The sequence below is a fragment of the Lwoffella lincolnii genome (genome assembly GCF_037201985.1).
Classification (GTDB): domain Bacteria; phylum Pseudomonadota; class Gammaproteobacteria; order Pseudomonadales; family Moraxellaceae; genus Psychrobacter; species Psychrobacter lincolnii.
The window spans coordinates 919,493-933,086 of record NZ_CP147511.1; the positions used below are offsets into that span (position 1 = coordinate 919,493).

18 protein-coding genes and 2 pseudogenes are annotated in these 13,594 nt (G+C 39.0%); 19 read left to right on the forward strand and 1 reads right to left on the reverse strand.

Annotation, left to right across the window (positions count from 1 at the left end; all coding sequences use genetic code 11):
- Window positions 1-3: 3 nt before the first annotated feature.
- From WDM69_RS04195 to WDM69_RS04250, 12 genes and pseudogenes are all read left to right on the forward strand, one after another.
- Window positions 4-129 (forward strand): annotated as a pseudogene (locus tag WDM69_RS04195) (hypothetical protein); the annotation flags it as partial.
- A 50-nt stretch (window positions 130-179) separates the two neighbouring features.
- Window positions 180-311 (forward strand): annotated as a pseudogene (locus WDM69_RS04200) (imidazolonepropionase); the annotation flags it as partial.
- 142 nt (window positions 312-453) lie between these two features.
- Window positions 454-645 carry a (2Fe-2S)-binding protein gene (locus tag WDM69_RS04205; protein WP_078306551.1) on the forward strand — a complete coding sequence of 64 codons (192 nt, stop codon included), beginning with the start codon at window positions 454-456 and terminating at the stop codon, window positions 643-645.
- A gap of 163 nt (window positions 646-808) precedes the next feature.
- Window positions 809-1,282, forward strand: coding sequence for a bacterioferritin (bfr, locus tag WDM69_RS04210; protein WP_338755768.1), 474 nt, complete (start codon window positions 809-811; stop codon window positions 1,280-1,282).
- A 9-nt stretch (window positions 1,283-1,291) separates the two neighbouring features.
- Window positions 1,292-1,756: a bacterioferritin gene (gene bfr, locus WDM69_RS04215; protein ID WP_078306553.1), complete on the forward strand. Its 465-nt coding sequence runs from the start codon at window positions 1,292-1,294 to the stop codon at window positions 1,754-1,756.
- Between the two features lie 147 nt (window positions 1,757-1,903).
- Window positions 1,904-3,166: a phage/plasmid replication protein, II/X family gene (locus tag WDM69_RS04220; RefSeq protein ID WP_338755769.1), complete on the forward strand. Its 1,263-nt coding sequence runs from the start codon at window positions 1,904-1,906 to the stop codon at window positions 3,164-3,166.
- 30 nt (window positions 3,167-3,196) lie between these two features.
- Window positions 3,197-3,496 carry a hypothetical protein gene (locus WDM69_RS04225; RefSeq protein ID WP_078306555.1) on the forward strand — a complete coding sequence of 100 codons (300 nt, stop codon included), beginning with the start codon at window positions 3,197-3,199 and terminating at the stop codon, window positions 3,494-3,496.
- Window positions 3,497-3,540: 44 nt separating this feature from the next.
- Complete coding sequence (locus WDM69_RS04230; protein ID WP_338755770.1) at window positions 3,541-3,747, forward strand: hypothetical protein; 207 nt, start codon at window positions 3,541-3,543, stop codon at window positions 3,745-3,747.
- 10 nt (window positions 3,748-3,757) lie between these two features.
- On the forward strand, window positions 3,758-3,976 hold the full coding sequence (locus tag WDM69_RS04235; RefSeq protein ID WP_338755771.1) for a major capsid protein: 219 nt from the start codon (window positions 3,758-3,760) through the stop codon (window positions 3,974-3,976).
- 150 nt (window positions 3,977-4,126) lie between these two features.
- A complete protein-coding gene (locus tag WDM69_RS04240; protein ID WP_338755772.1) occupies window positions 4,127-5,626 on the forward strand; it encodes a virulence factor TspB C-terminal domain-related protein in 1,500 nt (499 codons plus the stop codon).
- Complete coding sequence (locus WDM69_RS04245) at window positions 5,626-5,910, forward strand: DUF2523 family protein (RefSeq protein ID WP_078306559.1); 285 nt, start codon at window positions 5,626-5,628, stop codon at window positions 5,908-5,910. Before WDM69_RS04240 ends, WDM69_RS04245 begins: the two co-directional genes overlap by 1 nt.
- Window positions 5,911-7,032: a zonular occludens toxin domain-containing protein gene (locus tag WDM69_RS04250; RefSeq protein ID WP_338755773.1), complete on the forward strand. Its 1,122-nt coding sequence runs from the start codon at window positions 5,911-5,913 to the stop codon at window positions 7,030-7,032.
- Window positions 7,033-7,328: 296 nt separating this feature from the next.
- On the opposite strand, the gene WDM69_RS04255 is transcribed toward WDM69_RS04250, so the two are convergent.
- Window positions 7,329-7,655 carry a helix-turn-helix transcriptional regulator gene (locus WDM69_RS04255; protein ID WP_338755774.1) on the reverse strand — a complete coding sequence of 109 codons (327 nt, stop codon included), beginning with the start codon at window positions 7,653-7,655 and terminating at the stop codon, window positions 7,329-7,331.
- A 193-nt stretch (window positions 7,656-7,848) separates the two neighbouring features.
- Here WDM69_RS04255 and WDM69_RS04260 point away from each other — a divergent pair, with 193 nt between their 5' ends.
- The 7 genes from WDM69_RS04260 to WDM69_RS04290 all read left to right on the forward strand — a co-directional run bounded on the left by WDM69_RS04260 (window position 7,849) and on the right by WDM69_RS04290 (window position 13,404).
- Window positions 7,849-9,051, forward strand: a complete 1,203-nt coding sequence (locus tag WDM69_RS04260; protein ID WP_338755775.1) for a phage/plasmid replication protein, II/X family — start codon at window positions 7,849-7,851, stop codon at window positions 9,049-9,051.
- Between the two features lie 10 nt (window positions 9,052-9,061).
- The gene (locus WDM69_RS04265) at window positions 9,062-9,367 is read left to right on the forward strand and encodes a hypothetical protein (RefSeq protein ID WP_338755776.1); all 306 of its coding nucleotides are present in this window, start codon (window positions 9,062-9,064) and stop codon (window positions 9,365-9,367) included.
- Window positions 9,368-9,373: 6 nt separating this feature from the next.
- The gene (locus tag WDM69_RS04270; RefSeq protein WP_338755777.1) at window positions 9,374-9,595 is read left to right on the forward strand and encodes a hypothetical protein; all 222 of its coding nucleotides are present in this window, start codon (window positions 9,374-9,376) and stop codon (window positions 9,593-9,595) included.
- A gap of 11 nt (window positions 9,596-9,606) precedes the next feature.
- On the forward strand, window positions 9,607-9,867 hold the full coding sequence (locus WDM69_RS04275) for a major capsid protein (RefSeq protein WP_338755779.1): 261 nt from the start codon (window positions 9,607-9,609) through the stop codon (window positions 9,865-9,867).
- Window positions 9,868-10,480: 613 nt separating this feature from the next.
- A complete protein-coding gene (locus tag WDM69_RS04280; protein ID WP_338755780.1) occupies window positions 10,481-11,998 on the forward strand; it encodes a virulence factor TspB C-terminal domain-related protein in 1,518 nt (505 codons plus the stop codon).
- Window positions 11,998-12,282, forward strand: coding sequence for a DUF2523 family protein (locus WDM69_RS04285; RefSeq protein ID WP_078306559.1), 285 nt, complete (start codon window positions 11,998-12,000; stop codon window positions 12,280-12,282). Before WDM69_RS04280 ends, WDM69_RS04285 begins: the two co-directional genes overlap by 1 nt.
- Window positions 12,283-13,404 carry a zonular occludens toxin domain-containing protein gene (locus WDM69_RS04290; RefSeq protein ID WP_338755773.1) on the forward strand — a complete coding sequence of 374 codons (1,122 nt, stop codon included), beginning with the start codon at window positions 12,283-12,285 and terminating at the stop codon, window positions 13,402-13,404.
- Window positions 13,405-13,594 lie beyond the last annotated feature (190 nt).

Below are 13,594 nucleotides of genomic sequence, written 5' to 3' on the forward strand. Positions count from 1 at the left end.
TTTAACCACCTAGACACAGGGTCGGTTGTCAGCCCCAACTGAGAGACTGAATCCATGAAAGATGGCACGGATGCGGTATCCGACTGGGCATTTTTAAATGGCATGTTCAATGTGGTAGGCGGAGCAACCTAGGTGAGCCTACACCATGGCGGTGGTGTGGGCATAGGTTATAGCCAGCTTTGGCAGCCCACGCCACACCGCCAGAGTATAAAGACGATGACGGCAATGCCCAAAACGATGCTTATATTGATAAAGTGTGTGAGTGGTTGCCAATTTTGCATCAAGAAGGTTTGGTGGATGCGTTTTGTGAAAACATCCTCCAATTGACAAAATGCGACAGCACGGCGTGGCGATGGCAATGATTTTAATGGGCTAAAATGCCAAATAACCCTTGCAATTCAAATGAATAATAACTATTATCATTATTATTTATTGTAATAAGGTAATCATATCATGTATGTGTGTATTTGCTATGATATCAACGATAAAACCATCAAAAAAGCAATCAGCGAAGGACATGACACGTTAGGGGAGTTACAACAACACCTAAAAGTCGCCACTTGCTGTGGTTGCTGTCAGCCGATGGTGCAAGACTTATTAGATGAACATCAACAAAAACTTGCCATGCTTGCCATTCCTGCTTAAGGTGATTTTATTCCGATAATACCCAATATTCATCACAACAATCACAGTTATTGATAACGTCATTCATCGATAATAAAAATCCTAAATGAGTATGTTCTCACTGGCTTATCTTTTATAATGCCAGTTGTTGGTTTATTCTTTTTAATAAAACATGGGAGCATTTATGTCTGACAATCAATCTGTTATCGATTATCTTAACTTCTTATTGGCAGGTGAGCTTGGGGCTCGTGACCAATATTTTATTCATTCCGAGATGTATGAAGAATGGCAATTTGGTAAGTTATACGAGCGTATTCATCATGAAATGCAAGATGAAACAGAACACGCTCAGACCATCATTCGTCGTATCTTGCTCTTAGGTGGCACACCAAACATGCAGCCATCTGCTCTTAACATCGGTCATGATGTGCCAAGCATGTTAAAAGCTGACCTAGAGCTTGAAAAAACCGTACAAAAAGACCTAAAAAAAGGCATCAAACTGTGTGAAGATGCTGGCGATTATGTCACACGTCAAATATTGGTTGAACAGCTCAAAGACACCGAAGAAGACCATGCTCACTGGCTTGAAAAACAGCTTAGATTAATTGATTTGGTTGGCTTACAAAACTACTTACAAAGCCAAACATCAGTAGAGTAGAGGGATAAAATGAACAATACGCCTGTTATCAGTGCTTTAAATTCCGTTTTATCTCAATCTTTGGTCGCTATTAACCAGTATTTTTTACATGCTCGCATGGTTAAAAACTGGGGAATCGAAGAGCTGAACGATAAATTTTATCATCAATCCATTCTTGAAATGAAATTGTCTGATAAACTCATTGAACGAGTATTTTTGTTGAATGGTTTGCCCAATTTACAAGACTTAGGTAAGCTGTACATTGGTGAAGATGTGGCAGAAATTTTAGAATGCGATTTAAAACTTGAAAAACAAAAAACTCAAGTCATCAAAGATGCCATTGCCATTTGTGAGCGTGAGCAAGATTATGTGTCTCGTGAGTTGTTGGTTGGTTTAAAAGATGAAAGTGAAGACCATATCGACTGGCTAGAGAGTAACATGGAATTGATGGAACGCATTGGTATTGAACGATACATTCAATCGCATTTAGATTAGATGTCTAAACTGAGTCTTAATTAAAAAAATCCATAAAGTTCATATAAAAACTCAAGCTGATGCTTGGGTTTTTTCTTGTCCGTTGGATTAGATAACAAACAAGCCAAACTTCGCACAATGTAACAAGGTTATGACAAAGGTTGGTCTATGTTAGATACATTAATAATTCATATCCCCATTCGTGATGAGTTTGTTCGTCGTCAAGGCAACACATTTTCAATCATTGGTGATGTGGCTGACTATCAAATTAGGGCAGTGCCAACTTATCTTAAGCGTGACCTTGAAACTGGACAAGTCACGTGGGGGGAACTTAAACATGTCTATGAAGCACTACCAAGCAGTTACTCAAACATGGCGATTAAATTTTTTCATATTACCAACAACTGTAATCCTTACATCTCTTTAAACGCATCAACCAAAATACTTCAAGGTCATAACATCTACGGTGGCGAATCTGTCAAAAACTTAGCATCTGAAATGTTAGCCATGTTAAGAGACCATTATCCTGTGTTTTTTGCAGCACTTGACGTACAAAACGCAAGCATCAGCAGAATAGACAGCACATATTCAGTGGCACTGCCAAGTGAGCGATTAATACAACCCTGCTTACGTTTTTTAGCAAACATCTCAAATGGACAAAGGCGTAATGACACAGATAGGCGTGACTACTTCAACACAGTGTACTGGGGTGGGGCAACGAGTAGGTTAGGCGGTGCCAAAGCCTATGGCAAACATTGTGATGTCATGCGTGAAGTCGTACAACTAAAGCGTGACGTCATGCGAGGCAGTACAAACGCAAAACAAAAGCTTACTGTATTCACAGATGACTTATTAGACTGGTCAAGCAAACTGCTCAGATTTGAAGCAACAACAAAAAGACGCAAATTAGAACAACTTGGATTACCAACAAACCTTTGGCTATTTATTGAGCATCAGCAAAATAAAGAACGTGATGTACTCGCAAGATTATGGCAACTTTGGTTTATGCCCATTATTAAAGCAATAAAAGGTGATGTAACGATGGAAAGTTATGATGATGCCAAAATTTATGACTTATGTCGAGAAAAACTAAAGACTTATACCAAATCAGGCAAATTAAGTTATACCAAAGCCAACAACGCTTTTAACTTTTATCAGTTATTAAAAGCCAATGGTTGGGACGATGTAAAAGCTCGTTATAGTAATAACGCCTTTTATACTGCTGTTAGGTCATTAACAGACATTGGCATACCCAAAGCCCTATTACAAAACCTATTTGAACAACAAACCAAAGCAATTCCCATGGTCGAACTGGTTCAATTCGACTTTAAAAAGCAATGTCCCGATGGATACGAACCGCCCATCAGTTCGCACATTAATGATTTCAATCATTACTTACCCAAAAAACCCAATTTACGCCTAGTCGCATAACTCAAGACAGGCACACTAAGGAGTTATCTTATGAAAATGACTGTTATCCGTGTAGAACGAGTAGAACGCTCAGGAACATCAAAAGCAGGCAACCCATACAACATAGACCAAACCAACATTGTGGTGCAAGTACCTTATGCAGAAGCAAATGGCTATGGATTTAAAGAGCAATCCTTTAAATATGGCAAAGCCAGTCAATTTGCCAAATTAGACACACTTAGAGACCGTTTGCCTGTCGAGCTTGAGTTTGATTTAGGCATTGAAATTAATGATTACGGTCAACCAGTAACCGTTATTAAAGACTTAAAACTGCCTACAATAAAATCATGAAACCCTTATCCATCATGATTTTAACTTAAATAGATGAGACTGATATGGCTACATACGAATGTCTTAAGCTTGAAACAGTCAAAAATATTTACGGCGGTTATGACTGCCGTGAATGGGTAGAAGTACAACCACAAAACACCGTGTCATTACTTCCACCTTTAACGCCAGATGAAGCCATGAGCATCAGCATTGAATGTTGTTTATTGCTTGGAATTGCCTATGGTTTTCGTCTTATTTATCTCTTAGTTTAAGGAAATTATCATGTTTGAAACTATAAAAGGTATGGCTAAACCTGCAATGGCCGCTATCACTGGCATGGCAATGTCTGCTGTTGCATTTGCTGACGATAAAATTCCTGATGCTTCTGTCGTTGTATCTTCGCTAGAAGCTTTAGCGACCCCAATTGCTGCCGTTGGTGGTGCTTATTTGGGTGTTCGTGTTGGTATTCGTGGCTGGAAAATCTTGCGTAGCTTGATTTAGTTTTATCTGTTGTTATCGCTCTTTATTGGGCAGTCCAGTACTGTCCAGTAATTTAATAATTTAGTTTTAGGATAGAATTATGTTATTAAATTACTTACCTGCCATCATGTTTTTTATTGCGTTTATCATCATTGCATCAGGTGCATCACGATGAAACGCATATTGACTCTATCTTTGACAGCCCTATTAGCTGTTCAAGCCCAAGCAGGCGGAGCAGGGGGTTCATGGGGCGAACCGACACAACCAACAAAACCAGCCCCCACAAATGACACTGGCGATTACACAGGAGGCGGTGGCAAATTTGGTGGCACAGGTGCAGGTGGTAGCTGGGGCGATGACTATTCAGGCGGTGGTGGTAAATTTGGTGGTAGCGGAGTAGGGGGGTCATGGAACAGCAGTTCATCAAGCTCATCAAATAGCGGTGCATCATGTACAAATGATGGTTGGGAATTTGAATACATTGTACTTGAAGATAGAACATCATTTAACAGCCTAGAACAAGCTTGTAGATATGTCTGGTCTAATAGCTTCTTAAATAAAAAAGGTTACAAAGAAACAAGACAATCGGGCGGTTCTTCTCGTGGTAAATACTATCGTAAAATAGAAGTCATTGATGACTGGTCTGCTCGATGTTACATACATGTTGGCGATAGAGACTATGAATATGACAATAATATTGGCGGATATGGCATTCGTGGTTGGAATGTCGCTAAATATTATAAAGGCAAAGTCGAAATCTGCGACCCTGAAACCATGCCCCCAATTCCAAACTTTCCCATGCCACCTGCCCCTAACAACCCAACCACTCCTAACACCCCAAGCGGTGGCACTGGTGGCGGTAGTGATACTGGTACTGGTAGTAGTGGCAATGGTGGTCATACAACCAACAATAACCACACAACCAACAACTACAAATGGGACATCACAACCAACAACCACAACACAACCAACAACACAAACCACATCACAAACAATCACGGCATATCAGATGACAAAATCAACCAGCTCATCATTGCAATCAAAAACCAAAACAAAAACATAGATTTATCACCAATCATTAATGCAATCAACACAGTCAATCAAAGCATTAACAACTTATCTTTTGAGCAAATAAAAAGCATTGAAGTTGACTTAACAGCAGTTATTAACGCAATCAATGCTAACAAATATGATGACACACAACTCAAGCTAAAAATTGATGAAGTCACAAAAGCAATCAATGACAAACAAATAGACTTAACACCAGTCACTGACCGCCAAGACCAAACAAACATTAAGCTTGATGACACCAACAACAAGCTTAATGACGCAAACGACAAAGCCGATGAACAAACAGGCTTGCTTGTACAAATCAGGGATTTATTAAAACCTGCCCCACAAACACTACAATCTGACTTATCTTTATCTGATGAACCTATTAAAGCACAAATAGACCCATGGCAAGCCATACGTGGATTTGACATACACCAAAATCGCATTAACGCACAAAAACAATGCCCAAGCAGTGAACATTACAGCTTTGACGTGTTTGGCACTCATTTTGTCATGCCCTTGCCAATATTCTGCGATGCTTTAGCACGCCTAGCCCCAGCATTCTTATTTTTAGCATACATGGCAGGGGCATTTATCATTGTAAAAGGTACTGACTGATGCAATATCTATTGGCTTTATTACCCACACTCTTAAAATGGTTTACAGGATTTGCCATTGCAAAATTCTTTGTCTCTTTAGCTGTTGGCATATTCACTTATAGCATTATCCAATACTTCTTTGACCAGTATATAAATTCTGCCATGCAACAAATTGGCTATATGGGTGATGTGGCCGCATTGATTGGCATTTCTCAGCTAGATACAGCTTTATCTATTGTTATGGGTGCGTTATCCATTCGTGCATTCATACTATCCACTAAAATGGCATTGGGGAAAGGGTAGATGGCTATCTACACAATTACAGGACAACCACGCAACGGCAAATCTTTGAGAGTAGTCAAAGAGTTATACAAACTCCAAGACGAAAACGATAAACTAGAAAAGCAAGGCAAGCCGAGACGTAAAATCTATATCGATATCGCTGGCATTAACAGTGATGATGTTGATGTTTACTTTGATGACTGCATAACCGACTTAACCAAAGAACAAAAAGAAACCATTTGGTTTGGTAAACATGACGACCCAGAAAAACCTGATAATCTCTGGTGTCCGCCATATAACTCAATATTCATCTTTGACGAATGTCATAAACTTGACTTTGTCAAAGACGTATCAGGCTCACTATCCAAAAACCCCAGCACAATATCACTTAACGAGCATGGACATGCTGGACATATCATTTATTTTATCACCCAGTTTCCCCAATTCATTCACACTCACATAAGGGGATTGACTGCCGAGCATTGGCACGTCAAGAAAAAATTTAATCTACCCATGGCAAAGGTCTACAAATGGGACGACTTTAAATTAAACCCGAGAGCAGAAGTTAATCTAGAAGATGCCAGCACCATTGAAACCTTTTTATTTCTACCCAAATACAAAAAGGCGTACATCAGTGCCACATCTCACGAAAAACAGCCATTCAAGCCCCCAATGGTACTAATGCTACCCATCATCATATTACTCATCATAGGGGAATTTTTATGGTCACGCAAAGACAACAGCGTATTACTAAACAAACCAGCACAAAACGAACAAACAATACAAGTCATAGAAAGCTTAGAACAACAAAACCAGCAACAACTTGAACAAATCAACAAAATTCGCTTTGAACTTGAAGAGTTGAAAGCCAAATACTTACCAAAGCACATTGCAGAACTTGCAGAACATGAAGACGTACGTCCAGCAATGATTATCAGCTCAAGCGAACATTGTCGAGTATACAACAGCCATGGCGAAGCACTCATCATAGCTGATGGGCTATGTCGCATGATGAACGAATATCCGTCAATGATACCCAAATCACGCCAAGCAACAAAAGTATCAGACACATTACCGAAGCCAAACCAGCCAATCTTTGACAATCAGAATGTCAACATAAAAGAATTTAACAGCCAGTCATAAAAACCGATTAGCCAACTTCGCACAATGTAACAAGGTTATGACAAAAGTTCGCCCCGCTATCATTTCGACAGCGGGGCGGTTTTTTGCCTGAGCGTTAGCGAAGGTGTAATCATAATGTGTGTTGTGCGAAGTTGGCAAAGCTGTTTTTTTCCTTTGTCTTTTCAGCTTTAAATTTTTAAAGAATATTTAGGGTGAATTGTTGAGCGAAGGAGGGAAGGAGCGTGAGCGACTGACCGACTGAGCGAGACAAACCCACCATCTATGGTGGTGGGTTTTGGTCTCAAATTTGAGACTTTTTATGCTTTTTGCTTACTTTCTGCAATCATCATTCTAATCATATAAAGTATTCTTTTTTTATCATCGCTTCTTATTGTTTTAAGTTCTTTTAAAATAATCCCCATTTCTTCATCTTCTTCTAAGTTTTCATCAAATACTAGGCTGTCCAAGCTTGTTCCTAATGCAATACTAAGTTTTTTCATGTTTTGTAGCGTTGGATTTGGTACGTCCGCATTCATCATACTGTTTAATGTCGAGTATTTCATTTCTGCAAAGAGTGCTAGGTCTTTTGGCGTTATTTTTAGCTCTTCGCATTTTTTGCTTATTCTCTTGCCTAACTCGTTCATCTCTCAAATCCCACATAAAAACGATATTTTATATAAAAATACGATTTATTGTATTTTTATACTTGAATGATATGGTTTATCGTATTAGTATATGTTTTATCGTATTAATAATACGATAAAACATATACTAATAGGGTAGTCTTTAATGTCTCTAATGATAGATACAGTCTTAGTCTTGATACCAATTCACAAGATGTATACTCGTTCTACTGATTATGTTTATGAGATTATCGGAGATGTTACAGACTACGATTTAAAGGCTGCATCTCGTTATGTATCGAAACAAGATGATGGCACTAAAATCCCGTTTGAGCTTTATCACATGCAAGAAAGCTTACCAACATCACACACGGGCATAGGCTTTAAGTTTTTTCACCGTGCAAACAACTATCTGCCCTATGTTCAATTAAATTGTTCAATCGCTAAAATTGTTCAAGGTCATAATGTTTATGGGTCTTGCAACATGATTACAGGGATTTTAGAGATGCTTGGTGTATTTAAAGAGACATACCCTGAATTTTGTAAGTATTTAGACTTTGCCAATGCTGAGATTTCACGTTTTGACATCACGTTACCTGCTCAAACACAATCATTAGAGACTGCCATTCGTGTGCGTGAGTATCTACGTAACGTCGATTGGGGACGCTATCGTAACTTGTGTATCTTAAACAAAGATGGCTGTATCAATACTTTGTATTTTGGTAGTCGTAAAAGCGATGTTGGTGGATTTAAAGTTTATTGCAAAGGTGTCGAATTGGTTAACAATGAAATTAAACCCCTTCAACATAAAGCTAAGAAAGGTTGTTTAACCAGTATTCACAAGTTAACCCATATTTTCACTGATGATGTGCAAGATTTTGCAAGTAAATCTGTAAGAATTGAAGTCATTGTTAAGCGTGAGATGATTAAGCAGTTTGGATTACCGACGAACATTTGGCAGTTATTACACCATCAGCTAAACAATCCAGACATTTATAAAACCTTATTTCACCATAAAACCAAAGATTTTTTTAATGCAATGCAAGGTATTACCATGCCTACCGATGATTTAAAAGTTTATGAAATTCTGCTTGATAAGCTAACAACCATAACCCCAACTGGCAAAAAGTCAACAACCAGAGCAAGCCATGCTTATAACTTTTATAAGCGCTTAAAACAAGATGGGTTTTATGAAGTTAAACGCACATCATCTAAAGCTACATTTTGCCGTAATGTCAAATCCCTAGTAGACGCAGGTTTTAAACGCTCTGACCTTCAGAACTTAGCTAAAAATGAAGAAACACAAATATTAAGATTATTAAACCTAGACTTTAACGCACCATTACCGAAGTCTTACAAAGAACCTGTTTCAACTTACTTTGATGAGTTTAAACAATATTTAATCAATGTCGCATAGGAGCATGACCATGTACCCAACTTATGAACTTAACCCAAAGTCCTATCAACGAAAGCTTAAAGATGCTTTAGGCAAAGAAACTGGCGAAACAGAACCAGTGTTACAAGTTGATTTACCCAGTTTTACTACATATACATTTGACTTTTCAAACTGTCGAAATACCGAAACAGCCAAACAAAAACTTTTGCTTGCTGAAAAAAACGGTGATATTGCAAAGGTTACTGGCTCAACTGACGTTAAAACATTCGGCAATTCAAAAAGCTATGTATTTAACGTTATTGACGTCGACTATACCCCTAAAACCACAACAAAATGATTGACCATGAAACACTATGTTTGCGAGCTATTGGCAGATAGACCCAACATTTATGGTGAATACGCCTGTAAACATTGGACAGTTCAACAGTCTCAACAAAGTTTGCTAGAAGCACTAGCAATCACTCCAGAGCAAGCTGGGGAAATATCGTTAGCTATTATTGCATCACTACTTTTAGGTTTTTTATTTGGTGAGCTAGGTAGCTTCTTAAAATCCATGGCTAAATAAGGAACTCAACCATGAAAACTCAAAACCAACTTGAACGCAACGAAAGAGACAAACGCAACAACAAGTTAGCCGCAGCATTAACTGCTGGTGCTTTTGGCTCTGTTGCATTAGGTGCATCAACCGCATCACTTGCTGAAGCGGTGATGGACACATCTAACCTTGTAACACAAATCAACGATACGAAGCCTGAAATGGTTAATGTAGGAACTGCCATGATAGGTTTAGTCATCGTGGCAGTATTGTTCATGATGATACGCCGTGTTTTACGTTAATCAGCTTTAAATCTGTTCATCTTGTATATGGCTGGTTAGCGATGGTTAGCCAGTCTTTTTTTAGTTTTAACAACCGTTCCGACCCATCGCACCCCATAGTTACAGGAAAGCACTGGTGGGGTGCAGGGTCAAGGTTGGCTTTAATAAGTACCCTAATAATTAGCTTTATCAATTATTAGGGTACTTATTAAAGACACTCTGTATAACCTTGACGCCAACCCCACCAGTGTTAAAACAGTAACTATATGGGGGGTGTGGGTCATCTTAAACGCTTGCACGATTTTAAAAGAATATGCTTTTGCTTTTGCTTTTGCGTTAGGGATTGTAGCGAGAAATAACAAATTCAATCATCAATAAAAACTTATCTAAAATTGGCTACTCGTTAGAAAGAGACGATTTTATATCTAGTGTTATTAGATGATTGAATGCAGTTATTGAAGCGAAAAGCCCGACTGCTTTTTTACTAGGTAACGGTCTGGTATGGGGGTAAAAAAGTAGGAACGCCCAAAAAATTAAATAAGGTGAATTAAATGAACGAACCCAGCATATTAAACTGGCTCATAGTTTTCACATTTGTAATGGCTGTCAAAATCATGATTAACGGCATGCAAAAATGAAAACCCAAATCGTAATCTTAGCTTTATTCTTTTCAACCCAAGCTTATGCAGGCGGAGCAGGCGGTTCATGGGGCGAACCCACACAACCCACAAAACCAGCCCCCACAAATGACACTGGCGATTACACAGGAGGCGGTGGCAAATTTGGTGGCACAGGTGCAGGTGGTAGCTGGGGCGATGACTATTCAGGCGGTGGTGGTAAATTTGGTGGTAGCGGAGTAGGGGGGTCATGGAACAGCAGTTCATCAAGCTCATCAAATAGCGGTGCATCATGTACAAATGATGGTTGGGAATTTGAATACATTGTACTTGAAGATAGAACATCATTTAACAGCCTAGAACAAGCTTGTAGATATGTCTGGTCTAATAGCTTCTTAAATAAAAAAGGTTACAAAGAAACAAGACAATCGGGCGGTTCTTCTCGTGGTAAATACTATCGTAAAATAGAAGTCATTGATGACTGGTCTGCTCGATGTTACATACATGTTGGCGATAGAGACTATGAATATGACAATAATATTGGCGGATATGGCATTCGTGGTTGGAATGTCGCTAAATATTATAAAGGCAAAGTCGAAATCTGCGACCCTGAAACCATGCCCCCAATTCCAAACTTTCCCATGCCACCTGCCCCTAACAACCCAACCACTCCTAACACCCCAAGCGGTGGCACTGGTGGCGGTAGTGATACTGGTACTGGTAGTAGTGGCAATGGTGGTCATACAACCAACAATAACCACACAACCAACAACTACAAATGGGACATCACAACCAACAACCACAACACAACCAACAACACAAACCACATCACAAACAATCACGGCATATCAGATGACAAAATCAACCAGCTCATCATTGCAATCAAAAACCAAAACAAAAACATAGATTTATCACCAATCATCAATGCAATCAACACAGTCAATCAAAGCATTAACAACTTATCTTTTGAGCAAGTATTAGACATTGAAGCAGACATAACAAAAATCATCAACGCAATCAAAAACAACAAATACGATGACACACAACTCAAGCTAAAAATTGATGAAGTCACAAAAGCAATCAATGACAAACAAATAGACTTAACACCAGTCACTGACCGCCAAGACCAAACAAACATTAAGCTTGATGACACCAACAACAAGCTCAATGACGCAAACGACAAGCTCAATGACGCAAACGACAAAGCCGATGAACAAACAGGCTTGCTTGTACAAATCAGGGATTTATTAAAACCTGCCCCACAAACACTACAATCTGACTTATCTTTATCTGATGAACCTATTAAAGCACAAATAGACCCATGGCAAGCCATACGTGGATTTGACATACACCAAAATCGCATTAACGCACAAAAACAATGCCCAAGCAGTGAACATTACAGCTTTGACGTGTTTGGCACTCATTTTGTCATGCCCTTGCCAATATTCTGCGATGCTTTAGCACGCCTAGCCCCAGCATTCTTATTTTTAGCATACATGGCAGGGGCATTTATCATTGTAAAAGGTACTGACTGATGCAATATCTATTGGCTTTATTACCCACACTCTTAAAATGGTTTACAGGATTTGCCATTGCAAAATTCTTTGTCTCTTTAGCTGTTGGCATATTCACTTATAGCATTATCCAATACTTCTTTGACCAGTATATAAATTCTGCCATGCAACAAATTGGCTATATGGGTGATGTGGCCGCATTGATTGGCATTTCTCAGCTAGATACAGCTTTATCTATTGTTATGGGTGCGTTATCCATTCGTGCATTCATACTATCCACTAAAATGGCATTGGGGAAAGGGTAGATGGCTATCTACACAATTACAGGACAACCACGCAACGGCAAATCTTTGAGAGTAGTCAAAGAGTTATACAAACTCCAAGACGAAAACGATAAACTAGAAAAGCAAGGCAAGCCGAGACGTAAAATCTATATCGATATCGCTGGCATTAACAGTGATGATGTTGATGTTTACTTTGATGACTGCATAACCGACTTAACCAAAGAACAAAAAGAAACCATTTGGTTTGGTAAACATGACGACCCAGAAAAACCTGATAATCTCTGGTGTCCGCCATATAACTCAATATTCATCTTTGACGAATGTCATAAACTTGACTTTGTCAAAGACGTATCAGGCTCACTATCCAAAAACCCCAGCACAATATCACTTAACGAGCATGGACATGCTGGACATATCATTTATTTTATCACCCAGTTTCCCCAATTCATTCACACTCACATAAGGGGATTGACTGCCGAGCATTGGCACGTCAAGAAAAAATTTAATCTACCCATGGCAAAGGTCTACAAATGGGACGACTTTAAATTAAACCCGAGAGCAGAAGTTAATCTAGAAGATGCCAGCACCATTGAAACCTTTTTATTTCTACCCAAATACAAAAAGGCGTACATCAGTGCCACATCTCACGAAAAACAGCCATTCAAGCCCCCAATGGTACTAATGCTACCCATCATCATATTACTCATCATAGGGGAATTTTTATGGTCACGCAAAGACAACAGCGTATTACTAAACAAACCAGCACAAAACGAACAAACAATACAAGTCATAGAAAGCTTAGAACAACAAAACCAGCAACAACTTGAACAAATCAACAAAATTCGCTTTGAACTTGAAGAGTTGAAAGCCAAATACTTACCAAAGCACATTGCAGAACTTGCAGAACATGAAGACGTACGTCCAGCAATGATTATCAGCTCAAGCGAACATTGTCGAGTATACAACAGCCATGGCGAAGCACTCATCATAGCTGATGGGCTATGTCGCATGATGAACGAATATCCGTCAATGATACCCAAATCACGCCAAGCAACAAAAGTATCAGACACATTACCGAAGCCAAACCAGCCAATCTTTGACAATCAGAATGTCAACATAAAAGAATTTAACAGCCAGTCATAAAAACCGATTAGCCAACTTCGCACAATGTAACAAGGTTATGACAAAAGTTCGCCCCGCTATCATTTCGACAGCGGGGCGGTTTTTTGCCTGAGCGTTAGCGAAGGTGTAATCATAATGTGTGTTGTGCGAAGTTGGCAAAGCTGTTTTTTTCCTTTGTCTTTTCAGCTTTAAATTTTTAAAGAATATTTAG